Origin of the sequence: Pseudomonas azotoformans (genome assembly GCF_900103345.1) — a bacterium.
GTDB classification, from domain to species: Bacteria; Pseudomonadota; Gammaproteobacteria; order Pseudomonadales; family Pseudomonadaceae; genus Aquipseudomonas; species Aquipseudomonas azotoformans.
Genome location: NZ_LT629702.1, coordinates 4355604 through 4379358, shown reverse-complemented (window position 1 = coordinate 4379358; position 23755 = coordinate 4355604). Strand labels below are relative to the sequence as shown.

General features: G+C 62.1%; 22 protein-coding genes. 17 read left to right on the top strand and 5 right to left on the bottom strand.

What is annotated here, in order from left to right; translation table 11 throughout:
* Nucleotides 1-130 precede the first annotated feature (130 nt).
* Both BLR69_RS19915 and ptsP read left to right on the top strand, forming a co-directional pair.
* On the top strand, nt 131-610 hold the full coding sequence (locus BLR69_RS19915) for an RNA pyrophosphohydrolase (protein ID WP_003176750.1): 480 nt from the start codon (nt 131-133) through the stop codon (nt 608-610).
* 22 nt (nt 611-632) lie between these two features.
* On the top strand, nt 633-2912 hold the full coding sequence (gene ptsP / locus BLR69_RS19910) for a phosphoenolpyruvate--protein phosphotransferase (protein ID WP_071494516.1): 2280 nt from the start codon (nt 633-635) through the stop codon (nt 2910-2912).
* Between the two features lie 91 nt (nt 2913-3003).
* Here ptsP and BLR69_RS19905 read toward each other — a convergent pair whose 3' ends face one another.
* Entirely contained in the window at nt 3004-3750 is a 747-nt protein-coding gene (locus BLR69_RS19905) for an NRDE family protein (RefSeq protein WP_071494515.1), read from the bottom strand.
* A 212-nt stretch (nt 3751-3962) separates the two neighbouring features.
* Between BLR69_RS19905 and lgt the strand changes: the two genes are divergently transcribed.
* Together lgt and BLR69_RS19895 are read left to right on the top strand one after the other, a co-directional pair.
* Nucleotides 3963-4775, top strand: a complete 813-nt coding sequence (gene lgt / locus BLR69_RS19900) for a prolipoprotein diacylglyceryl transferase (RefSeq protein WP_058426513.1) — start codon at nt 3963-3965, stop codon at nt 4773-4775.
* Between the two features lie 51 nt (nt 4776-4826).
* Nucleotides 4827-5660 (top strand): thymidylate synthase, encoded by an 834-nt coding sequence (locus BLR69_RS19895; RefSeq protein ID WP_071494804.1) that lies wholly within the window; start codon nt 4827-4829, stop codon nt 5658-5660.
* A 139-nt stretch (nt 5661-5799) separates the two neighbouring features.
* Here the strand turns inward: BLR69_RS19895 and cadR are convergent, their stop codons facing one another.
* Entirely contained in the window at nt 5800-6240 is a 441-nt protein-coding gene (gene cadR, locus BLR69_RS19890) for a Cd(II)/Pb(II)-responsive transcriptional regulator (RefSeq protein ID WP_071494514.1), read from the bottom strand.
* An 85-nt stretch (nt 6241-6325) separates the two neighbouring features.
* Here cadR and BLR69_RS19885 point away from each other — a divergent pair, with 85 nt between their 5' ends.
* The 7 genes from BLR69_RS19885 (at nt 6326) to BLR69_RS19855 (ending at nt 15345) form a co-directional block, all read left to right on the top strand.
* Entirely contained in the window at nt 6326-8590 is a 2265-nt protein-coding gene (locus tag BLR69_RS19885) for a heavy metal translocating P-type ATPase (RefSeq protein WP_071494513.1), read from the top strand.
* 16 nt (nt 8591-8606) lie between these two features.
* On the top strand, nt 8607-9470 hold the full coding sequence (locus tag BLR69_RS19880; RefSeq protein ID WP_071494512.1) for a LysR family transcriptional regulator: 864 nt from the start codon (nt 8607-8609) through the stop codon (nt 9468-9470).
* 247 nt (nt 9471-9717) lie between these two features.
* Nucleotides 9718-10782 carry a putative 2-aminoethylphosphonate ABC transporter ATP-binding protein gene (locus BLR69_RS19875; protein WP_071494511.1) on the top strand — a complete coding sequence of 355 codons (1065 nt, stop codon included), beginning with the start codon at nt 9718-9720 and terminating at the stop codon, nt 10780-10782.
* A gap of 1 nt (nt 10783) precedes the next feature.
* The gene (locus BLR69_RS19870; RefSeq protein WP_071494510.1) at nt 10784-12490 is read left to right on the top strand and encodes a putative 2-aminoethylphosphonate ABC transporter permease subunit; all 1707 of its coding nucleotides are present in this window, start codon (nt 10784-10786) and stop codon (nt 12488-12490) included.
* Nucleotides 12491-12508: 18 nt separating this feature from the next.
* Nucleotides 12509-13531 (top strand): putative 2-aminoethylphosphonate ABC transporter substrate-binding protein, encoded by a 1023-nt coding sequence (locus BLR69_RS19865; protein WP_071494509.1) that lies wholly within the window; start codon nt 12509-12511, stop codon nt 13529-13531.
* A gap of 126 nt (nt 13532-13657) precedes the next feature.
* Complete coding sequence (locus BLR69_RS19860; protein WP_071494508.1) at nt 13658-14791, top strand: TIGR03364 family FAD-dependent oxidoreductase; 1134 nt, start codon at nt 13658-13660, stop codon at nt 14789-14791.
* Complete coding sequence (locus BLR69_RS19855; protein WP_071494507.1) at nt 14791-15345, top strand: phosphonate degradation HD-domain oxygenase; 555 nt, start codon at nt 14791-14793, stop codon at nt 15343-15345. Before BLR69_RS19860 ends, BLR69_RS19855 begins: the two co-directional genes overlap by 1 nt.
* On the opposite strand, the gene BLR69_RS19850 is transcribed toward BLR69_RS19855, so the two are convergent.
* Together BLR69_RS19850 and BLR69_RS19845 are read right to left on the bottom strand one after the other, a co-directional pair.
* A complete protein-coding gene (locus BLR69_RS19850; RefSeq protein ID WP_071494506.1) occupies nt 15342-16709 on the bottom strand; it encodes a DUF3482 domain-containing protein in 1368 nt (455 codons plus the stop codon). The genes BLR69_RS19855 and BLR69_RS19850 overlap by 4 nt on opposite strands.
* Nucleotides 16702-18072 (bottom strand): DUF2868 domain-containing protein, encoded by a 1371-nt coding sequence (locus BLR69_RS19845; protein WP_071494505.1) that lies wholly within the window; start codon nt 18070-18072, stop codon nt 16702-16704. The genes BLR69_RS19850 and BLR69_RS19845 overlap by 8 nt, the downstream gene beginning before the upstream one ends.
* Before the next feature lie 69 nt (nt 18073-18141).
* Here BLR69_RS19845 and BLR69_RS19840 point away from each other — a divergent pair, with 69 nt between their 5' ends.
* The 3 genes from BLR69_RS19840 to BLR69_RS19830 all read left to right on the top strand — a co-directional run bounded on the left by BLR69_RS19840 (nt 18142) and on the right by BLR69_RS19830 (nt 19254).
* Nucleotides 18142-18654: a dihydrofolate reductase gene (locus tag BLR69_RS19840; protein ID WP_071494504.1), complete on the top strand. Its 513-nt coding sequence runs from the start codon at nt 18142-18144 to the stop codon at nt 18652-18654.
* An 83-nt stretch (nt 18655-18737) separates the two neighbouring features.
* Nucleotides 18738-18977: a type II toxin-antitoxin system RelB/DinJ family antitoxin gene (locus BLR69_RS19835; protein ID WP_071494503.1), complete on the top strand. Its 240-nt coding sequence runs from the start codon at nt 18738-18740 to the stop codon at nt 18975-18977.
* A complete protein-coding gene (locus tag BLR69_RS19830; protein WP_071494502.1) occupies nt 18967-19254 on the top strand; it encodes a type II toxin-antitoxin system RelE family toxin in 288 nt (95 codons plus the stop codon). Before BLR69_RS19835 ends, BLR69_RS19830 begins: the two co-directional genes overlap by 11 nt.
* Before the next feature lie 31 nt (nt 19255-19285).
* Here the strand turns inward: BLR69_RS19830 and BLR69_RS19825 are convergent, their stop codons facing one another.
* Nucleotides 19286-20677, bottom strand: a complete 1392-nt coding sequence (locus BLR69_RS19825; protein WP_071494501.1) for an L-cystine transporter — start codon at nt 20675-20677, stop codon at nt 19286-19288.
* Nucleotides 20678-20918: 241 nt separating this feature from the next.
* On the opposite strand from BLR69_RS19825, the gene BLR69_RS19820 reads away from it, so the two are divergent.
* From BLR69_RS19820 to BLR69_RS19810, 3 genes are all read left to right on the top strand, one after another.
* Complete coding sequence (locus BLR69_RS19820) at nt 20919-21977, top strand: phosphorylcholine phosphatase (RefSeq protein ID WP_071494500.1); 1059 nt, start codon at nt 20919-20921, stop codon at nt 21975-21977.
* Between the two features lie 206 nt (nt 21978-22183).
* The gene (locus tag BLR69_RS19815) at nt 22184-22717 is read left to right on the top strand and encodes an RNA polymerase sigma factor (RefSeq protein WP_071494499.1); all 534 of its coding nucleotides are present in this window, start codon (nt 22184-22186) and stop codon (nt 22715-22717) included.
* On the top strand, nt 22714-23661 hold the full coding sequence (locus BLR69_RS19810) for a FecR family protein (protein ID WP_071494498.1): 948 nt from the start codon (nt 22714-22716) through the stop codon (nt 23659-23661). Before BLR69_RS19815 ends, BLR69_RS19810 begins: the two co-directional genes overlap by 4 nt.
* Nucleotides 23662-23755: the final 94 nt, after the last annotated feature.

The window sequence follows — 23755 nt, the reverse complement described above, 5'->3', positions numbered from 1 at the left end:
TGAAAAGTCTGTAAAAAGGCGTCCAGAATACGGTCTTTTCACAAGAGTGCACATAAGGTACGAAGCCTCGTTGCCGCTTCATCAACCTTTGTGGAACAATGCGGCGACATGCGTTTGCGAGGTTGTTGCCGTGATCGACCCCGATGGTTTCCGTCCTAATGTCGGGATTATTCTTACGAATGATGCCGGACAGGTGCTATGGGCTCGCCGAATCAACCAAGATGCCTGGCAGTTTCCTCAAGGTGGAATCAACCCCGACGAGACCCCTGAAGACGCCTTGTACCGCGAGTTGAACGAAGAAGTCGGCCTTGAGCGCGAAGATGTGCAAATTCTGGCCTGTACCCGTGGCTGGTTGCGCTATCGTTTGCCGCAACGCCTGGTGCGTACCCACAGCCAACCGCTGTGCATCGGCCAGAAGCAGAAATGGTTTCTCCTGCGCCTGATCTCCAACGAGCAGCGGGTGCGGATGGATTTGACCGGTAAACCGGAGTTCGATGGCTGGCGCTGGGTCAGCTATTGGTACCCGTTGGGCCAGGTGGTGACATTCAAGCGCGAGGTTTATCGTCGCGCGCTCAAAGAGCTTGCCCCGCGCCTTTTAGCGCGCGACTGACGACGGAGTTCGACCCCGAGCCATGCTCAATACGCTGCGCAAGATCGTCCAGGAAGTTAACTCCGCCAAGGATCTCAAGGCGGCGTTGGGGATTATTGTGTTGCGCGTCAAGGAAGCCATGGGCAGCCAGGTCTGCTCGGTTTACCTGCTGGACCCCGAGACCAACCGTTTTGTGCTGATGGCCACGGAGGGCTTGAACAAGCGCTCCATCGGCAAGGTCAGCATGGCGCCCAATGAAGGTCTGGTGGGCCTGGTGGGGACGCGTGAAGAACCCCTGAACCTTGAAAACGCGGCCGATCACCCGCGTTATCGCTACTTTGCCGAAACCGGTGAAGAACGTTACGCCTCGTTCCTCGGTGCACCGATCATTCACCACCGCCGCGTCGTCGGTGTGTTGGTTATCCAGCAAAAAGAGCGCCGCCAGTTCGACGAGGGTGAAGAAGCCTTCCTCGTGACCATGAGCGCACAGCTCGCCGGGGTTATTGCCCACGCTGAAGCCACCGGCTCGATTCGCGGCCTGGGGCGCGAAGGCAAGGGTATCCAGGAAGCCAAGTTCGTTGGTGTGCCCGGTTCGCCAGGTGCTGCGGTCGGTACGGCGGTGGTCATGCTGCCGCCGGCGGATCTGGACGTGGTGCCGGACAAGACCGTCACCGACATCGATGCTGAAATCAAACTGTTCAAGACCGCCCTGGAAGGCGTGCGCGCCGACATGCGCAACCTGTCGAACAAGCTGGCCACCCAACTGCGTCCCGAAGAGCGTGCGTTGTTTGACGTGTACCAGATGATGCTGGATGACGCGTCGCTGGGTAACGAAGTCAAGACCGTGATCAAGACCGGCCAATGGGCCCAGGGCGCGCTGCGCCAGGTGGTCACCGATCACGTCAACCGCTTCGAGATGATGGATGACGACTACCTGCGTGAGCGGGCCTCGGATGTGCGCGACCTCGGTCGCCGTCTGCTGGCGTACCTGCAGGAAGATCGCACCACCAATATGGTCTTCCCCGACAACACTATCCTGGTCAGTGAGGAACTGACGGCAACCCAGCTTGGCGAAGTGCCGGAAGGCAAGTTGGTGGGTCTGGTCTCGGTACTGGGTTCGGGCAACTCCCACGTCGCTATCCTGGCTCGTGCCATGGGCATCCCGACGGTGATGGGCCTGGTGGACCTGCCGTACGCCAAGGTCGACGGCATCGACATGATCGTCGATGGTCATCGCGGCGAAGTTTTCACCAACCCCAGCGAAGTGCTGCGCAAGCAATACGCCGAAGTGGTTGAGGAAGAGAAACAACTGGCGCTGGGCCTTGATTCATTGCGCGAACTGCCGTGCGTGACGACTGATGGCCATCGTGTACCGTTGTTGGTCAACACCGGCCTGCTGGCTGACGTGGCCCGTGCGCAACAGCGCGGCGCTGAAGGTGTGGGGCTGTACCGCACTGAAGTGCCGTTCATGATCAACCAGCGTTTCCCGAGCGAGAAGGAGCAGCTGGCGATTTATCGCGAGCAACTGCAGGCCTTCCACCCGTTGCCGGTGACCATGCGCAGCCTGGACATCGGCGGCGACAAGTCACTGTCGTATTTCCCGATCAAGGAGGACAACCCGTTCCTCGGCTGGCGTGGCATTCGCGTCACACTCGACCACCCCGAAATTTTCCTGGTACAGACCCGCGCCATGCTCAAGGCCAGCGAAGGCCTGAACAACCTGCGCATCCTGCTGCCGATGATCTCCGGCACCCATGAGCTGGAAGAGGCGTTGCATCTTATCCACCGCGCCTGGGGCGAAGTACGCGACGAAGGCGCCGACGTACCGATGCCACCGATTGGCGTGATGATCGAAATCCCGGCGGCGGTGTACCAGGCCAAGGAGCTGGCGCGGCAGGTGGACTTCCTGTCAGTGGGTTCCAACGACCTGACTCAATACCTGCTGGCCGTGGACCGTAACAACCCACGGGTGGCCGACCTCTACGACTACCTGCATCCGGCGGTGCTGCAAGCCCTGCAACATGTGGTGCGCGACGCCCATGCCGAAGGCAAGCCGGTGAGCATCTGCGGAGAAATGGCTGGTGACCCGGCGGCGGCAGTGTTGTTGATGGCGATGGGCTTTGACAGCCTGTCGATGAACGCCACCAACTTGCCGAAGGTGAAGTGGATGCTGCGCCAGGTTGAACTGAGCATGGCCAAGGAGCTGTTGGCGGAGTTGATGACCATCGACAACCCGCAAGTTATCCACAGCTCGTTGCAGTTGGCCCTGAAGAACCTGGGGCTGACGCGGATGATCAACCCAGCTTCCGCAAAAACCTTGTAGGAGCGAGCTTGCTCGCGAAAAAACGTCAACGATAACGCGGGGAGTCTGATTCCCCGCGGCGCTCTCAGGTTTTTCGCGAGCAAGCTCGCTCCTACAGGTTTAATTCGACTTCGCCAAGCCGTCCACCATGGGGCCCAAAACTACGCTCTACCATCAGCCGCGTCCCATCCGCACTCACAATCAACGCCGTACTCGCCCGAGTCCCATAACTTGGACTGGCAATAAACACGCTTGATAGCAGGCTCTCCGTCGCCAACCCCACCCCGGTGTCCGGCAAGTCCGCAAACGGCGCGGTCTGCGGGTCACTCAAAATATCCAACAGCGCCTCTGGTTGCGGATCATCCAGCACCGCGCCCAACGCCGCCTTGGCCTTGAGCAGCTTGGGCCACGGCGTATCGAGCCCCGCATTGGATAATCCATACACCCCGGCCGCCAGCCGCGTCGGCTCGGTGTGATTAGCGTTGTAATGCCACAACTCATCCCGCGTGCCCACCAGCAGGTTAAATCCGGCATATTCAATTGAACGGCCGTTAACGTCGGCTAAATACTCATCAATCGGCAGCGAACCGTTGAGAAATCGCGCAACCAGCTCTCCCCGTGACTTACGGGCCGGTGGCTGATGCGGATCACGGATATTGGTCAGGGCGGCAAAGCGCCCATCGGCATTCACGCCCAGCCAAGTGCCACCGGCTTCCTGGTCCCGGCCAGCGTACACCTCAGGCGCATCCGGCCACTGGGCCAGCGGCAGGCTGGGGCGGGCGTAGAACTCGTCACGGTTGGCCGCGACGATCAGCGGCTGGGCGTGGCCCGGCCGCCAGGCAAAAACAATCAGGCACATCAGGCGATCCCTTTTGTGTTTTTTGTCACTCTACTCATACAGCGGCAGGCGTTCCATCGTATCGAAGTTGGGCGGTACGCCTTCCATCCGTTAACATGCCTGGCGTTTCGGTGCGTGTGAACTTCTTAATTTGAAACAGCGGCTGTAACGCAGGCTTAATCGCACACCGGCATGGTCCGCACGCCTAACGAATGATTTAACGAGGAGTCGCAATGCTGCCTTACCCGCAGATCGACCCGGTGGCCCTGGCCATCGGTCCGCTGAAAATCCACTGGTACGGGTTGATGTACCTGATCGGCATCGGCGGTGCCTGGTTTCTGGCCTCTCGACGCCTGAACCGGTTCGACCCGACCTGGACCAAGGAGAAACTCTCCGACCTGATTTTCTGGCTGTCGATGGGAGTGATCGTCGGCGGGCGACTCGGCTATGTGCTGTTCTACGACCTTTCGGCGTATATCGCTAACCCGACACTGATCTTCGAAGTGTGGAAGGGCGGCATGGCGTTCCACGGTGGGTTCATCGGTGTAATGATCGCCGCCTGGTGGTTCGGTCGCCGCAACGGCAAGTCGTTCTTCCAGTTGATGGACTTCGTTGCGCCGATGGTGCCGATCGGCCTGGGCGCCGGGCGTATCGGCAACTTCATCAACGCCGAGTTGTGGGGCAAGCCGACCGACGTGCCGTGGGCCATGGTGTTCCCGCCGTTCAGCGACCCGGCACAACTGCCGCGCCATCCGTCGCAGCTTTACCAGTTCGCGTTGGAAGGCGTGGCACTGTTCCTTATCCTCTACATCTTTTCGCGCAAACCGCGCCCGACCATGGCGGTTTCCGGCATGTTTGCGCTGTTCTACGGGATCTTCCGCTTTATCGTCGAGTTCGTGCGCGTGCCAGATGCACAACTGGGCTACCTGGCGTTCGGTTGGGTGACCATGGGCCAGATCCTCAGCCTGCCGATGATCATCGGCGGCCTGGGCCTGCTGTGGTGGGCGTACAACCGCCCGCAACCTCTGAAGAACACCGCGCTTTAAATTCGAATGCCCGGGCCGTATGGTCCGGGCTTCAACGATACGGGTACCAACATGAAGCAATATCTCGAACTACTGAACGACGTCGTGACCAATGGATTGACCAAGGGCGATCGCACCGGCACCGGCACCAAGGCCGTGTTTGCCCGTCAGTATCGGCATAACTTGGCCGACGGCTTCCCGCTGCTGACCACCAAGAAGCTTCATTTCAAAAGCATCGCCAACGAGCTGATCTGGATGTTGAGTGGCAACACCAACATCAAGTGGCTCAACGAAAACGGCGTGCGCATCTGGGACGAATGGGCCACCGAAGAGGGTGACCTCGGCCCGGTGTACGGCGAGCAGTGGACGGCCTGGCCGACCAAGGACGGCGGCACGATCAACCAGATCGACTACATGGTCCACACCCTCAAGACCAACCCCAACAGCCGCCGCATCCTGTTCCACGGCTGGAACGTCGAGTACCTGCCCGACGAAACACAGAGCCCGCAGGAAAACGCGCGCAACGGCAAACAAGCCTTGCCACCGTGCCACCTGCTGTACCAGGCGTTCGTGCACGACGGTCACCTGTCGATGCAGTTGTACATCCGCAGCTCCGACGTGTTCCTCGGCCTGCCGTACAACACCGCCGCGCTGGCCTTGCTCACCCATATGCTGGCCCAGCAGTGCGACCTGATCCCCCATGAGATCATCGTCACCACCGGCGACACCCACGCCTACAGCAACCACATGGAACAGATCCGCACCCAGCTGGCGCGCACGCCGAAGAAGCTGCCGGAGCTGGTGATCAAGCGCAAACCGGCGTCGATCTACGACTACAAGTTCGAAGACTTCGAGATCGTGGGCTACGACGCCGACCCAAGCATCAAGGCTGACGTCGCGATCTAACGACTGTCCTGGTCTTAAGGTGTGGGCTTGTGTGGGAGGGGGCTTGCCCCTGATAGCGGTGGATCAGCTAAGTATTGGGTGGCTGGAACTCCCGATCGGGGGCAAGCCCCCTCCCACATTTGAACCGTGTTCGTTTGAGTTAATGGCCGTGGCTTCTGCCCACATGGGAAGGCTCAGCCTCACTGGCCAACACACTGCCGCTGACTTCCAGCCGCTGCAGAATCCCGCACTGATCCCCGCCACCACAGCGCTGGCGCAAGTCCAGCAGTTGCTCCTGCAACGCCAACAGCCCATCGATCCGCGCCTTCACATGGTGGATATGCTCGTCGATCAACGCATTCACGCTTTCGCACTGGTCCTGGGGGCTGTCCCGTAGGCCCAGCAGGCTCCGGATTTCTTCCAGGGTCATGTCCAGGCTGCGGCAGTTGCGGATAAACACCAGCCGCTCGGTGTGTGCCTGGGTGTACACGCGGTAGTTGGCGTCGGTGCGCGCCGGGGGCGGCAGCAGGCCTTCCTTCTCGTAGTAACGGATGGTTTCCACCGGGCAGTCGGTCAGTTTGGCCAGTTCGCCGATCTTCATCGCAGCAATCTCCAAATGGGTGCTTGACCCTATAGTGGCTACAGGGTCTTTACTTGGCAACAGGCACCCTTACGGACGCGACAGAATGAGCGATTCCATCCACACCCCGCACAAGCACAAGCACGATCACGATCACGACCATGATCATGGCCCGAAGAAATTGACCCCTGTGCATGACCACGGCCACGGCGGCTCCTGCTGCTCCGGCACGCCGGTCCCGGCATTGGTGCAATTGGGCGAAGCGCCCACCGCCGGCTCGCGGCTGAGCACCTTCCGCATCGAAGCCATGGACTGCCCTACCGAGCAGACGCTGATCCAGAACAAACTGGGCAAGCTTGCGGGTGTGCAGCAACTGGAATTCAACCTGATCAACCGCATCCTCGGCGTCACCCACGACCTGCCGACGACCGCGCCGATCATCGACGCCATCAAGTCCTTGGGCATGCAGGCCGATCCCATCGAAGAAGGCACCCCCGCCGCCGAACCGCCCGCCAAGAAACATTGGTGGCCGCTGGCGTTGTCCGGCATCGGCGCGTTGGGGGCGGAAGTGCTGCACTTCACCAACGCCGCGCCGACCTGGGTGATTGCCATCGTGGCGCTGGTATCGATCCTCAGCGGCGGCCTCACCACCTATAAAAAGGGCTGGATTGCCCTGAAAAACCTCAACCTGAACATCAATGCCTTGATGAGCATCGCGGTGACCGGTGCAATCCTGATCGGCCAGTGGCCGGAAGCGGCGATGGTGATGTTCCTGTTCACCGTGGCCGAGTTGATCGAAGCCAAGTCCCTGGACCGTGCGCGCAATGCCATCAGCGGCTTGATGCAGATGACGCCCGAGCAGGCCACGGTGCAGCAGGCGGATGGATCGTGGGCGGAACAAGAGGTGAAAAGTATCGATCTTGGCGCCATCGTGCGGGTCAAGCCTGGCGAGCGCATTGGCCTGGACGGTGAAGTCACCGCTGGCCAATCCACCATCGATCAGGCACCGATCACCGGTGAAAGCCTGCCGATCGAAAAGACCGTGGGCGACAAAGTTTTCGCCGGCACCATCAACCAGGCCGGCTCCCTGGAATATAGGGTCACTGCCGCCGCCAACAACTCCACCCTGGCGCGCATCATTCACGCCGTGGAACAGGCCCAGGGCGCACGGGCTCCGACGCAGCGCTTCGTTGACAGCTTCTCGAAGCTCTACACCCCGGCGGTGTTCCTGTTTGCCCTGGGCGTGGCGTTGATCCCACCGCTGTTCATGGCCGGCGCCTGGTTCGACTGGATCTACCGTGCCCTGGTGCTGCTGGTGGTCGCCTGCCCGTGTGCATTGGTGATTTCCACCCCGGTGACCATCGTCAGCGGCCTCGCGGCAGCGGCGCGCAAAGGCATCCTGATCAAGGGCGGCGTGTACCTGGAGGGCGGTTACAAGCTCGACTACCTGGCCCTCGACAAGACCGGCACCATCACCCACGGCAAACCGGTGCAAACCGATTACCTGGCGCTGTTCCCCAACGTCGAAGACAGCGCACCGGCGCTGGCCGCCAGCCTGGCGGGGCGTTCCGATCACCCGGTGTCGCTGGCCATCGCCAACGCGGCTGTGGATAAAAGCCTGCCCACCCACGTTGTGGATAACTTCGCGGCGCTGGCCGGTCGCGGCGTGCGTGGCGAGATCAACGGCGAAACCTACCACCTGGGTAACCACCGCCTGGTGGAAGACCTGGGCCTGTGCTCGCCGGAGCTGGAAGAGAAACTCTTCGCCCTGGAAAAACAAGGCAAGTCCGTGGTGTTGCTGCTCGACAAATCCGGCCCGCTGGCGCTGTTCGCCGTGGCCGACACGGTCAAGGACAGCAGCCGCGAAGCCATCCAGCAGTTGCACGAACTGGGCATCAAGACCCTGATGCTCACCGGTGACAACACCCACACCGCCCAGGCGATTGCGGCCCAGGTTGGCATCGACCAGGCCCAGGGTGATCTGTTGCCGACCGACAAGCTGCAAGCCATCGAAACCCTCTACGGCCAAGGCCACCGCGTTGGCATGGTTGGCGACGGCATCAACGACGCCCCGGCCCTGGCTCGCGCCGAGATAGGTTTTGCCATGGCCGCAGCGGGTACTGATACGGCCATCGAGACCGCTGATGTGGCCTTGATGGACGATGACCTGCGCAAGATTCCGGCTTTCATTCGTCTGTCGCGGCAAACGTCGAGTATCCTCAAGCAGAACATCGCCCTCGCATTGGTGATCAAGGCGATCTTCCTGGCGGTCACCTTCCTGGGCATGGCCACCATGTGGATGGCGGTGTTCGCCGACATGGGCGTGAGCCTGCTGGTGGTGTTCAATGGCCTGCGCCTGTTGCGCAAATAAACGATGAGAGGGTGGTGTGCTGAGCGCCGAGTTAAAGGCTTTTTTCATGGTCGCCCGCCTGGGCAGCATTACCCAGGCGGCGAAAAAACTCGGCCTGAGCCAACCCACGGTCACCACCCAGATCCGTAACCTGGAAAGCCAATACGGTGTTGAGCTGTTCTACCGTGGCGGCCGTCGCCTCACCGTCAGCGACGAGGGCGCGCGGCTGCTGCCGATGGTCAAGGCGCTGTTGCAGCAGGAAGCCGACATCGAGTTCTTCCTGCGCAACAACGGCCAGGTCCAAGGCGCACTGAGAATTGCCGCGACGGCGCCGTACTACATCCTCGACCTGGTCAAAGCCTTTCGTGAACGCCTGCCGCAGGTGGAGGTATCGGTGGAAATCGGCAACTCCCAGCAGGTGCTCGAAGCCTTGGACGACTACCGCGTCGACGTCGCCGCCTCCTCGCAACTGCTGGAAGACCCACGCCTGATTCGCCGTGTGCTGGGCACCGACCCGCTGGTGCTGGCGGTGCATTGCAACCATCCGTTGGCCAAGCTCGACCATGTGCCGCTGAGCGCTTTGGCCGGGCACACCTTGCTGATGCGTGAAGCAGGCTCAACTACGCGGCGCCTGACTGAAGAACTCTTGCAAAGCGCCAACGTGAGCTATGGCCCGTTGCTGGAGATTGGCAGCCGTGAGTCGATCCGTGAGGCGGTGTTGCGCAACATTGGCATCAGCATCATTGCGCGGCAGGAAGTGCCCCATGACCCGCAATTGCGCGTGCTGACTATCGAGAACGCGCCGCAGATTCCGGAGTATCTGTACTGCCTCAAAGAACGAAAAAGTGCTCGCCTGCCGGCGGCGTTTCTGGGGTTGGCGCAGGAAATGTCGCCGCTCTGAAGCGTGGTGATCGCCTTGAGGGCCAATCGGGGGCAAGCCCCCTCCCACACTTGACCGAGTTCCAACATGAGAACGGGGTCTAATGTGGGAGGGGGCTTGCCCCCGATAGCGATAGACCAGGCAACTCAGCGCTGAGAGCCCTACCCAAATCCACCAATACCACTATCACCGGGTTTTGCCTTTCTGCCACACCAGGGACGCATTGCCTCCCTAGCATGGCCTTCATCCGTTCGATGAGGTGCCTTGCATGAACACAGCCCTGACCCAACCCGGCGCGCCCATGAAGGTGCGCGGTATCCAGAAACGCTTCGGCGCGTTTACCGCGCTGGATAACGTCTCGCTGGACGTCGCCGCCGGCGAGCTGGTGTGCCTGCTGGGCCCGTCCGGTTGCGGCAAGACCACCTTGCTGCGCTGCATCGCCGGCCTGGAACGCCAGGACAGTGGCGAGCTTTACCTGGGCAACCGCGATGTGTCCCGGCTGCCGCCACAGGCCCGGGACTACGGCATTTTGTTCCAGTCCTACGCGTTGTTTCCCAACCTCACCGTCGAAGCGAACATCGGCTACGGCCTCACCGGCAGTGGTCGCGATGAAGTGCGCCAGCGCGTCGGACAGATGCTTGAACTGGTCGGCCTGGTCGGCAGTGAAAAGAAATACCCCGGCCAGCTGTCTGGCGGCCAGCAGCAGCGCGTCGCTTTGGCGCGTGCCTTGGCGCCCGCGCCGTCGTTGTTGTTGCTGGATGAACCGATGTCGGCCCTCGACGCCCGCGTGCGTGAGCATCTGTGCACCGAGCTGCGCCAACTGCAACGGCGCCTGGGTATCACCACGCTGATGGTCACCCACAATCAGGACGAAGCCATGCTGATGGCCGACCGCATCGCCGTGATGAACAACGGCAAGGTCGAGCAATACGCCACGCCCCAGGAGATCTACGACCGTCCGGCCACGCCGTTCGTGGCGGAGTTTGTCGGCCAGGGCAATTGGCTGCCGTTCAGCCGCAACTGTGCCAGCCACGCCCAGGTCGGCGGGATGAACATGCGCCTGGCCGACGATGCCGGCGTGGCCAAGTCCGGCCGTCTGTTTTGTCGCCCGGAAGCGATCAGCGTCAACCCGGCGGTGCATGAAGAAAACCTGTTCCCGGCCAAGGTCCGCGAGATCACCTTCCTCGGCAACCGCTGCCGCATGAGCTTTGAGCTGGAGCAATTGCCCGGCCACCCGCTGCTCGCCGAACTGGCTCCGGAAGCCATGCCGCGCCTGGGCGCACAGGACATCTGGGTGGCCTTGCCGCCGCGCAGCCTGCAGGTGTTTGCCTGAGATGGCCGCTGTCATGACCCTGCCACGCCAGGTTTCCCGCGCCGAAACCGGCGACAGAATTTTCGTCGTCGGCGGCAAACTGCTGTGGCTATTGCTGCTGGGCATCGCTGTCTTGATGCCGTTGCTGGCGATCTTCTGGCGGGGTTTCAGCAGCGAGGCCGGACAGGGCGGTGGCTGGGTGGCGGCACGGGAACTGGTGACCAGTGCCAATTTCCACTGGCTGTTGGGCAATAGCCTGAAAGTCTCCCTCAGTGTGGCGGCCATCGTCGTACCGCTGGCTTACCTGTTTGCCTACGCCCTGCAACGCACCTTGATTCCCGGCAAGGTGATCTGGCGCGGTATGTCGCTGCTGCCGCTGATGGCGCCGTCGATGCTGCCGGGCATTGCGTTGGTCTACCTGTTCGGTAACCAGGGCATGCTGCGTGGGTTGCTCTCTGAGAATATCTACGGTTTCTGGGGCATTGTGCTGGGGGAGGTGATCTACACCTTCCCACATGCCTTGATGATTCTACTGTCGGCGTTGTCCCTGGCGGATGCACGCCTGTTCGATGCCGCCTCCAGCATGGGCGCCAGCCCGGCCCGGGCGTTTCGCAGCATTACCTGGCCGGCCACGCGCCAGGCGGTATTCGCCGCGTTTTGCCTGGTGTTCACCCTGACCATCACCGACTTCGGCGTGCCCGTGGTGGTGGGTGGCGATTATCAGGTGCTGGCCCTGGAAGCCTACAAGGCCGTGGTCGGCCAGCAACAGTTCGGGCGCGGTGCATTGATCGGCATGGTGTTGCTGCTGCCGGCGCTGTTCAGCTTTGGGGTGGATGCCTGGCTGCGTCGTCGTCACGGCGACTCGATGAGCGGGCGCGCGCAAGTGTTTCAACCAGCGCCATCGCGTTTGAGGGACGCCTGCTACCTGGCCATCGTGTTGCTGATCTGCGCGGTGTTGTTGCTGGTGTTCGGCATGGCGGTGTATTCCTCGCTGGTGAAATTCTGGCCGTACAACCTGTCGCTGTCCCTCAACCATTACCAGTTCGAAGACACGGCCGGCGGCGGCTGGCTGGCTTATCGCAACAGCCTGACCCTGGCCCTGTGCACCGCATTGATCGGCAGCGTGCTGATCTTCACCGGCGCCTACCTGATGGAAAAAACCAAGGGCCAGAAGGGCCTCAACCTGGCCCTGCGCATGCTCAGCTTCGTGCCGATGGCCGTGCCGGGCCTGGTGCTGGGCCTGGGCTACGTGTTCTTTTTCAACCTCAACGGCAACCCGCTGCATGTGTTCTACGGGACCATGACCCTGCTGGTGGTGTGCACCATTGCGCATTATTTGACCACTGCACAAATGACCGCGACTACCGCACTGCGCCAGCTCGACGCCGAGTTCGAAGCCGCTGCGCTGTCGCTCAAGGCACCGCTGTACCGGCATTACCTGAAAGTGACGGTGCCGATCTGCCTGCCGGCGCTGCTGGATATCGTGCGCTATCTGTTCGTGTCGGCGATGACCACCGTGTCCGCCGCGATCTTCCTCTACAGCCCCGACACCATCCTCGCCGCCGTCGCCGTGTTGAACATGGACGACGCCGGCAATGTGGGCGGTGCGGCGGCGATGTCGACCCTGATCCTGTTCACGTCGGCCGGCGTCTCGCTGCTGCTGGCGTGGGCCTCACGTGGCGCACTGCGCCGCTCCCAAGCCTGGCGCCAGACCGCGCCCGGCCAATAATCCTGAAGGAGGTGTTCCATGTTCAAGCCCCTGGCGCTGGTCGCTGCCGTACTGACTGCATTCAGCCTGAATGCCTTCGCCAAGACCGAGTTGACCGTGTACACGGCCCTCGAAGCCGAGCAATTGAAGACCTACAAAAAGGCCTTCGAACAGGCTAACCCCGACGTCGAGATCAAATGGGTGCGCGATTCCACCGGCATCATCACCGCCAAGCTGCTGGCCGAGAAAGACCGCCCGCAAGCTGACGCAGTCTGGGGCCTGGCCGCGTCCAGCCTGGCGATCCTCGACCAGCAAGGCATGCTGGACAACTACGCGCCGAAGGACCTGGACAAGATCGGCAAGAACTACCGCGACGCCGCCAACCCTCCGGCCTGGGTCGGCATGGACGTATGGGCCGCGACCATCTGCTTCAACACCGTTGAAGCAGAGAAACAGGGCCTGACCAAGCCGGTGAGCTGGCAGGACCTGACCAAGCCGGAGTACAAGGGCAAGATCGTCATGCCCAACCCGGCCTCGTCCGGCACCGGTTTCCTGGACGTCAGCGCCTGGTTGCAGACCTTCGGCGAGAAGCAGGGCTGGCAGTACATGGACGACCTGCACCAGAACATCGGCCAGTACGTTCACTCCGGCTCCAAGCCGTGCAAGCTGGCGGCTTCCGGTGAGTTCCCGATCGGCATTTCGTTTGAGTACCCGGCTGTACAGCTGAAACGCCAGGGCGCGCCACTGGACATCATCTTGCCGAAGGAAGGCTTGGGCTGGGACATCGAAGCCACCGCCGTGATCAAAGGCACCGCGCACAAGGACGCCGCGCAGAAGCTCGCCGACTTCTCCGCCAGCCCGGCGGCCATGGACCTGTACAAGGACAACTTTGCCGTGCTCGCCCAGCCGGGTATCGCCAAGCCGCAGACCGAATTGCCGGCCGACTACGAGCAGCGCTTGATCAAGAACGACTTTGCCTGGGCGTCGAAGAACCGCGACAGCATCTTGACCGAGTGGCGCAAGCGTTATGACGGCAAATCGGAGAAGGTTGCCGGTCAGTAAGGTTTTTCGTTAGCGCTACTGGCCTTATCGGGGGCAAGCCCCCTCCCACATTTTGAACTGTGAACACTTTCAAGTGTGGGAGGGGGCTTGCCCCCGATGGCGGTCTGGAAAACAGGACATCACGATATGACACACCACAGCGATCTGCTGATCATCGGCGCCGGCATCCTCGGCCTATCCCACGCCTTTGCTGCCGCCAGGCGCGGCCTCAAGGTCAAGGTGTTCGAACGCAGCGCCACGCCCCTGGGCGCCTCGGTGCGCAACTTCGGCCAGGCGCTGGTGACCGGCCAGCCGCCGGGGCCGATGCTCGATCTGGCGCGTGAAAGCCGCGAGATTTGGGGGCACTGGGCCCAGGTCGCCGGGCTGCAACTCAAGCGCAACGGTTCCTACCTGTTCGCCCGTACCGAAGCCGAAGAGCATTTGCTGAAAGCGTTCTGCGCTGGCCGTGCGCAGGAACACGGCTACAACGTCGAGTTGCTGCAAGGCTCCGCGATGAAGGACCTGTATGGCGGCCAGTTCCGCCATCACCGCGCTGCGCTGCACGGCAAGGATGACCAGCAGCTGTATTCGCGTGAAGCGATCCCAGCGCTGATCAACTACCTGGCGCAAGAGCTGAAGGTGGAGTTCTACTTCTCCACCCTGGTGCGCGACGTTGAACCGGGCCAGTTGCACAGCACAGCGGGCAGTTTTCGCGGTGAGCAGATCATCGTGTGCTCCGGCCACGACTACCAGACCCTGCTGGCCGAAGCGATGGCCGAGCTCAACCCGAGCATCTGTCGCCTGCAAATGCTGCGCGCGCGGCCAGCGGTGAACCTGAACCTGCAACACGCCTTGCTCACCGGCTTGAGCTGCGTGCACTACGGCGCTTTCGCCGATCTCCCGGAAGCCGCGCCTGTGCAGACGCAGATCCTGCGTGAAGCGCCACACCTGCACGAGCACGGCATCCATTTGCTGATCAGCCCCACGCCCCATGGCGAACTGATCATCGGTGATTCCCATGACTACGGCAGCGATGCATCGCCGTTCAATGCCGAGCAGGTCGATGACTGGATGATCGAGTTGGCCGAGCAGACCCTGGGCTGCAAGATCCAGGTGGTGGAGCGTTGGCAGGGCGTGTACGGCTCGCGCGGGCCGGCGCCGTTTTCGTTCCTGCGGGCGGCGCCGGGTGTGAGCGCGGCGTTGATGCACACGGGTGTGGGCATGAGCGTGGGGCCGGCGATGGCCGAACGTAATATCACAACCTTGTGGGGGGCGGCGTGATGAACCCTGAGCAGACCATCGCCGAGGTCTTCGGCTTATACGAACAGCACGGCACGGCGGATTACATTGGCGAACCGGTGTCGCAGATCGAGCACATGTCCCAGGCCGCGCAGTTGGCCATGGCCGAAGGCTTCGATGATGAAGTGGTGCTGGCGGCGTTTTTCCACGATATCGGGCACTTGTGCGGCGAGGGCGGCGACAACATGGGCGGCTATGGCGTGGTCAGCCATGAGCGGCTCGGCGCCGATTACCTGCGTCGTGCAGGCTTCAGCGAGCGCATGGCCAAGCTGGTGGAATATCACGTGCAAGCCAAGCGCTACCTGACCTTCAGCCAGCCAGACTATTACGCCCGCCTGAGCGAAGCCAGCCGCCGTACGCTCGGATACCAGGGCGGTGTAATGACCCAGGAAGAAGCCCAGGCGTTTGAGCAAGACCCGCTGTGTGAGGTCAGCCTGCGCATGCGCCATTGGGACGAACAGGCCAAGGTAATGCACGTGCCGGTGCTCGACCTTGAGGTGCTCAAGGCCAAGGCGCGGCAAGTGCTGGAGGCTTAGGTTTCGTCGAGGCGCCGGGCCAGTGCTTCGACCTGTTCCTGGCGCTCGGCCTGGCTGAGCTTGGGGTGAGGGTTGAGCGACGACCATTGTGGATGGGCGCGGGCTTTGTGCAACGCGTCCGGCAACTTGCCTTCGCGCCAGGTTTTGTCCTGGGGCGTGTCGACCTTGATGCTGTGCATCGCCGCATGGCCGCGCAGGTCCAGGGCCTTGAGCAACTGGCGTTGGCGCAGGGCGAGCAGGCGCAATACGCTGTCGTCGACGGTGAGTTCGCGCTGGCCTTTGATCTTGCCCAGCAACCGGCTGCCATAGCTGCGTGCGGTTTGCAGCGCGCCTCCGGCAATGGCGCCGGCCAGGGCGGCGGCGCCCAAGGTCAGGCCGCCGACCAACAGATCCACACCGGCACCCGCCGCCGCGCCTGCGGCGATCCCGCCACCGACCCGCACGCCGAGTTGCTTGAGGGTTTCCGGGTTGAACAGGTCGTCGCCCCAGCGCCCGTCCAGCAGCGGCAGGTCACTGGCGGCGGCATCCTGCGGGCGGAAGCCGAACAGCTTGAGCAGCGCTTCCACACATTTTTGTTCACGTTGGCGCACGGCTTTGCGCAGGTCGCCGATGGCGTGTTGCTCATCTTCGGTGACCACACTGCGGCGGCAGGCGGCGCAGTCGATCAGCAACTCGGCGATCAGCCGGGCGGCGCTTTGCTGACGGGCATGACGCTGCGCCTCTTGATCCAGGATCAGCCGTTCCAATTGCGGCCGCGCGTTTTCCAGCAGCAGGGCCAGGCTTTCATACAGGCGCCGTTCGCCGTCTTCCGGCGGTGCCACGCTGTCGAAGCGCACCAGCGCGTGCAGGCCAAGCCGGGCCAGGGCTTCGCGCCAGTCCGGCTCGCGGTGGTCGCTGCTGCTGACAAAGTTGAGCACCGGCAGCAACGGTTTGCCGCAGCTGGCCAGCACTTGCAGCTCATCGCGGTACTTGGCCAGTACCGGCTCGCGGGCGTCGATCACATACAGACCGGCGTCGGAGGCGAGCAGTTGGCGCAGCACCTTGGCCTCTTGTTCGAAACGCTGGCGCGCTTCGCTGCCTTCCAGGAAGCGCGCCAGGCGGGCCGGGCCGTCGAGGCGTTCGCCGGGGCGATCCAGGCGCTCCAGGTAATCGAGCAAGGCGATGGCGTCTTCCAGGCCGGGGGTGTCGTACAGCTCCAGCAAGGCTTCGCCGTCGACCGACAAGCGCGCGCCTTCCACATGCCGTGTGGTGCTGGGACGATGGGACACTTCGCCGAAACCGACGTCTCGCGTGAGGGTGCGTAGCAGCGAGGTCTTGCCGACATTGGTGTGGCCGACCACGGCGAGTTTCAGGGGCTTAGTCATGACCGGTCTCCAGCCAGTTCAGCGGCGCGCAGTCGGCAAAGGGCAACTCAAGCTGTTGCAGTGCGGCGTGCCAGTCGCCCAGGCGTTCGGCGTCCAGGGCCTGGCCGGGCGGGGCCTGCAATAACCACACGCGGGTGGCGGTGGCGCTGCGGGCGAGTTCGGCGATCAGCGCCAGGCTGCCGCGATCCGGCGAGCGACGCGGGTCGCAGGCGATGGCCAGGCGGGCGGGCGGAAAACGCGTGAGTTGCTCCAGCAGTTTGTTGCGTGATTCGCGGCTGTCGAGGATGCCGGCGTTCTTCACGTTGTGCGGCAGTTTGGGCGGCCAGGAGTGCTGGTCGTCCAGTTCGATGGCGACCAGTAGCGCGCCGTCGCTTTGCAGTTCGCTGACGCCGCCGCTGACGTGATGCAGTTGTTCGGGCGCCGCATCATTGACCCCAAGGCGCTCGCTGCTCGGCATCAGGCGTTCGCGCAATTGGCTGTAGCCGGGCAGGTTGAGGTCCAGGTGCAGCGCGGCGCGCCCACGCTTCCAGCGCCATAAGCACAGCAGGGCGAGGATTAAGCGGGGCAACAGGCCATAGACCAGCAGCACGCCCACCAGCCAGGCGGCCCAGGCTTGGCGGGCGCTTTCGATATTCAGCGCGGAATCGCCGCTGGCACGGATCATCTCGACGCTCGGTACATTGAAGCCCAGCAGGGCGGGCAGGGTGCCGAGGGCCTGGGTCACGGCGACGAAGGTGTCGGCGCCGAGGATGGTGGTTTCCCACACGAAGCCGTAGCGGCGGGTGGCAAGTAGCGTAAGAAGAATCACCAGGGCGCTGAGCAACGCCAACAACCACAGGCTATTGACCAGCACACCCACAGCCCAGCGATTGAGTTTCTGGCGTTGCAGCAATAGCAGGAGCGCGGGCGCCAACTGCGCAGCCTTGGCGTCACGGGCAAGCTTCTCACTGAGCCATAACCACAGTCGCCCGAGGCTGGCGCTGTGTTCGCCGGCAAACAGCAGGCCCAACGCCCAACTGATCAGCAGGATCAGGTTCAAGCCGAGCAAGCTGCCCAAGGCCCAGAACACATTCACCGGGCTCAGCCCGTTGCCCAGCGCGGCAAAGGCCAGGCCCGCGCCGCTGATCACGGCGATGACCACCAGCAGCACCAGCGCCAGGCGTGCACCTTGCAACCAGCGGGTGAGGGCGGTCTTGAGCCCATCGCGCTCGGCCAGGTGCAGGGCACGCTGCTGGATACGCGTCGGCAGATCGCCCCCTGCCGAGCGGGCCAGGCGATTGGCTTCCAGGTCTTCCAGGGGGCCGGCGTGTTCTTCACGCAGGCGCACGGTTTCTGTCAGCCAGAGAGTGTGCAGAGGAGTCACGCGTTGTCCTGTCGTGTTTGTGAGCCTGGAGCATAACCCCTGGCTCGGGGCTCTGGTATTCTCGTCGCCATGAAAAAAACTCTCCCTTTAAGCCTGATCGCAGCCCTCGGTGAAAACCGTGTGATCGGCGTCGACAACAGCATGCCCTGGCATTTGCCGGGGGATTTCAAATATTTCAAGGCCACCACGCTCGGCAAGCCGATCATCATGGGGCGCAAGACCTGGGATTCTCTGGGCCGACCGCTGCCGGGGCGCTTGAACATCGTGGTCAGCCGTCAGACCGATCTGGCGCTGGAAGGTGCGGAAGTTTTTCCGTCACTGGAGGCCGCGGTTGAACGTGCCGAGGCGTGGGCGCTGGCGCAGGGCGTGGATGAGCTGATGCTGATCGGCGGCGCGCAGTTGTATGCGCAGGGGCTGGAGCAGGCGGATCGCCTGTATTTGACGCGGGTGGCGCTGAGCCCGGAGGGGGATGCGTGGTTTCCGGAGTTTGATTTGAACCGGTGGAGGCTGGTGTCGAACCTCGAGAATGCAGCTGAGGGCGACAAGCCTGCGTACAACTTCGAAGTCTGGGAAAAAGCCTAGTCGGAACCGGACAAGCCGTACTTGCAGAAGAGGCCATTATGCGTCACCGTAATGACTAATGTCTTTACAGTGAGGGCTGCCCCATGGCTTCTATTAACGTACGTATCGACGACGACCTTAAGGCTCGCGCTTATTACGAGTTGGAAAAGCTCGGCGTCACCCCATCGGAATTGATGCGCCAAGCATTGCAGTATGTGGCAGAGCGCGGCCAGTTGCCCTTCAAACCTGTGCTCATGACTGAAGATGATGAGGCTTTGTTCGTAACCGTCCGGGAGCGGTTGGCTGCGCCTCAGCGAGTGAAGGTCTCATTGGATGACCTATGAGCTTGATTTCGATGCACGCGCTTTAAAGGAATGGCACAAACTTGGCGACACCGTTCGCCAACAGTTTAAAAAGAAGCTGGCTGAGATATTGATCAACCCACGTATTGAAGCCAGCCGTCTACATGGCTTGCCCGATTGCTACAAGATCAAGCTTCGCAGCAGCGGCTATCGGTTGGTGTATCAAGTGATTGAGCAGGAAATTACGGTATTTGTCGTTGCCGTCGACAAGCGTGAGCGTGAAGACGTTTACCGGAAGGCTGCCGATCGGTTGAGCTAGCAGGGAGCTAGATCCCTGCTAGCTGATTTCGTTATGACGGCGCTAATTCCGCATGCTCATCGGCATTCAACAACGCCTTATCCGTCTGCCCCATGACCTGGCTGGTAATCGCCCCCGCCGTCATCGAACCATTCACGTTCAACGCCGTACGGCCCATGTCGATCAGTGGCTCTACGGAAATCAGCAGCGCCACTAGTGACACCGGCAAACCCATGGCCGGCAGCACGATCAGCGCGGCGAAGGTTGCGCCACCGCCCACGCCGGCTACGCCTGCCGAACTCAAGGTCACAATTGCCACCAGGGTCGCGATCCACAGCGGGTCCAGCGGGTTGATGCCCACGGTCGGCGCGACCATCACCGCCAACATCGCAGGATAAAGACCGGCGCAACCGTTCTGGCCGATGGTCGCGCCAAACGAGGCGGCAAACCCGGCGATGGACTGCGGGATGCCCAGGCGACGGGTCTGCGCTTCAATGCTCAGCGGGATCGCCGCGGCACTGGAGCGGCTGGTGAAGGCAAAGGTCAGCACCGGCCACACCTTGCGGAAGAAACGCAGCGGGTTGATCCCGGCCAGGGACAGCAGCAGGCCGTGCACCACGAACATCAGGCCCAGGGCCAGGTACGACACCACCACAAAACTGCCGAGCTTGATGATGTCCTGCAGGTTGGAGCCGGCGACTACTTTGGTCATCAGCGCCAATACGCCATACGGCGTCAGCTTCATCACCAGGCGCACCAGGCGCATTACCCAGGCTTGCAGGGTGTCGATGGCGTTGAGGACTTTCTGGCCTTTTTCCACGTCATCCTTGAGCAGTTGCAGCGCGGCAACCCCCAGGAATGCGGCGAAAATCACCACGCTGATGATCGAGGTCGGCTTGGCTCGGGCCAGGTCGGCGAACGGGTTGGCCGGCACGAACGACAGCAGCAGTTGCGGGATATTCAGGTCGGCGACCTTGCCCGCGTAATCGCTCTGGATCACTTGCAGGCGCGCCATTTCCTGGGTGCCGGCCACCAGGCCCTCGGCGGTGAGGCCGAACAGGTTGGTCAGGGCGATGCCGATCAGCGCCGCAATCGCAGTGGTGAACAGCAGCGTGCCGATGGTCAGGAAGCTGATCTTGCCCAGGGACGAGGCGTTGTGCAGGCGTGCCACGGCGCTGAGGATCGACGCGAACACCAGCGGGATCACGATCATTTGCAGCAATTGCACGTAACCGTTGCCGACCAGGTCGAACCAGCCGATGGAGGCCTTGAGCACCGGGTTGCCGTCACCGTAGATCGTGTGCAGCACGGTGCCGAACACCACGCCAAGGACGAGGGCAAACAGCACCTTCTTGGCCAGGCTCCAGTTTGTGCGACGGGTTTGTGCCACGCCCAGCAACAGGGCCACGAACACCAGTAAGTTGAGAATCAGGGGCAGATTCATTGAAGCTCCGTTGAGAAGGCAGCCAATCGCGCGAGCCTGCGATTGCGAACCGGAAAGCCTAACAGCTTGAAATATATTGATTTAATACCGATATGGAATGGTGACTGTCGTTTTTGGAATAAGCCGTTGACGCTCAGGCACATGCGATTGGCGCGATCACGACGCAAGCGGTCGTGCTCGGGCGATAACTGTCACAGGGATTTGTTAGCGTCGATGTTTTTCACTCAGGGAGAAAACACATATGAAGCTCGCTTCGAGATTGTTTGCCGCCGCGCTGTGCCTGGGCCTTGCCGGGCCAACCATGGCCGCCACCGAGTTGAAACACTGGCCGGCCCCGGCTGCCGAGCAACTGAACAAAATGATCGCCGCCAACGCCAACAAGGGCAATTTCGCGGTGTTCGACATGGACAACACCAGCTACCGCTATGACCTCGAAGAGTCCCTGCTGCCCTACATGGAAAACAAGGGCCTGATCACCCGTGACAGCCTCGATCCGTCGCTCAAGCTTATGCCGTTCAAAGACACCGCCGACCATAAGGAAAGTCTGTTCAGCTACTACTATCGCCTCTGCGAAGTGGACGACATGGTCTGCTACCCGTGGGTTGCCCAGGTGTTCTCGGGGTTTACCCTCAAGGAACTCAAGGTGCAGGTCGATGAGTTGATGGCGTCCGGCAAACCCGTGCCCGTCACCTATTTCGAAGGTGACGCGGTTAAGAAGTCCGAGGTGCAACCGCCGAAAGTCTTCACCGGCCAGGCCGAGCTGTACAACAAGCTGATGGAAAACGGCATCGAGGTGTATGTGATGACCGCCGCTTCCGAAGAGCTGGTGCGCATGGTCGCCGCCGATCCGAAGTACGGCTACAACGTCAAACCCGAAAACGTCATCGGCGTCACCACCTTGCTCAAGGACCGCAAGACCGGCGAGCTGACCACCGCGCGCAAACAGATCACCGCCGGCAAGTATGACGAGAAGGCCAACCTCGGCCTTGAACTCACCCCCTACCTGTGGACCCCGGCGACCTGGATGGCCGGCAAGCATGCGGCGATCCTCACCTACATCGACGAATGGAAAAAGCCGGTACTGGTAGGCGGCGATACGCCGACCAGCGATGGCTACATGCTGTTTCACGATGTAGACGTGGCCAAGGGCGGCGTGCATTTGTGGATCAACCGCAAGGACAAGTACATGACCCAGTTGAACGGCATGATCGCCAAGCATGCGGCGGCGCAGGCCAAGGAAGGGTTGCCGGTGACGGCGGACAAGAACTGGGTGATCGTCAAGCCTGACGAGATCCAGTAAGTCCGAGGTGGCTTTGATCGGGGGCAAGCCCCCTCCCACATTTCGACAGTGTGAACTCGGTCAACTGTGGGAGGGGGCTTGCCCCCGATAGCTATCTGATTGACACCCCAAAGGTCACAGCAAAAATAGATATCAATTGCGAACCAATCTCATCCTCTGCTAGCGTGCGCACTTCCTGAACCCTCCGTTCTTCTCAAGGTAGTGCTGTGTCCTCCTGGAATTCGCAGATCGCGCGCCTGTTCGCGGAGCAGAAGAAAGCCCTCGAAGCCTTCGTCACCCGCCGCACCGGCAGCGCCCAGGTGGCCGCCGACCTGACCCAGGAGTCGTTCCTGCGCCTGGCACGCCTGGACTCCGGCGAGAAGATCGACAACCTGCCCGCCTTCCTCTTCACCATCGCCAGCAACCTGGTGCGCGATCACCAGCGCCAGGCCATCCGCCGTGAGCGCCTGGATGCCGGCGAGCCCAGCGAAGAGCTGCCGTGCGGCAACCCCGGTGCCGACGAACAACTGGCCGCCTACCAGCAGGAGCAACTGATGCAGGACGCTATCCTGGCGTTGCCCGAGGCGACTCGGCAGATCTTCCTGCTCTATCATGTCGACGAACTTTCCTACCGCGAAATTGGCGAACGCCTGTCGATCAGCCCGCGCAGCGTGGAATACCAACTGCGTCGCGCCTTGATTGAATGCCGCGCCTACATCAAGACGCGGCTCGCCTGCGATACACAAGGACGTCGGCCATGACTGTTTTACCTACTGCCGACGCGTTGTTCGAAGAAGCGTCCGCCTGGTATTTCCGCTTGCAGGCCGAGGACGTGACCCCGGCCGAGATGGACGCCTTTGCCGCCTGGCTCGGGCAGGGCCAGCCCCAGGACGACGCCTGGCAGGAAGTGCAGGCGATGCTCGGCGGTTTGCGTAAACCGGCACGGCTGATCCGCCGCGCCGAGCAGGCCGCGTGGCGCAAACCCGCGCGGCGCTGGGCTTATGCCGCTGCGGTGCTGCTGACGGTTGGGTTGACCGTGCAGCACACGCCCTGGCTCGACCGCCTGCGCGCGGACTATGCCACCGGCACCGGCGAGTCGCGCACGGTCGAGTTGGCCGATGGCTCCCAGTTGCAGCTCAACACTGACAGTGCTGTTCAGGTACGCATGAGCGGCGGTGAGCGTCAGATCCGCCTGTTGCGCGGGGAAGGTTTTTTCAGCGTGACCAAAGACCCGGCGCGGCCCTTCGTGGTGCAGTCCGGCGAGGGCTGGGTGAAGGTGGTCGGCACCCAGTTCAGCGTGGCAAGGCGGGATGCGCAGACGCGCGTGCAAGTGGCGCAGGGCAAGGTGCAGGTCAGCGCGGGCGCCGGTGAGCCGGTCTACCTGGAGCCGGGACGGGCCGTGGAATATCAGGGCCAGCGCCTTGCCGAGGTGCACGGTTTCGATGCGGCCAGCGGTTTTGCCTGGCGCCAGCGACAACTGGTGTTCCGCCAACAGCCGCTGTCGGAAGTGGTCAGCGAGTTGAACCGCTACTGGCCCGGCACGACCCTGGTGCTGGGCGATGCGCTGCGTAATCGCGTGGTGTCCGGCGTGTTCGAGATCGACAAACCCGATGCCGTGATCAAAGCGCTGGAATACACCCTCAACCTGCGCGCTGAGCACTACACCCCGTATTTACTGGTGTTGCGTGAAGGCAAAGCCTCTTAGCGGCAACTTTTGCAAAATATTTTCAGGGTTTCCCCGCAAGCCATCGTCCTTGATCACTGAGGCGTAAATAGTAAGCACTCTCAAGTAGTGCGGC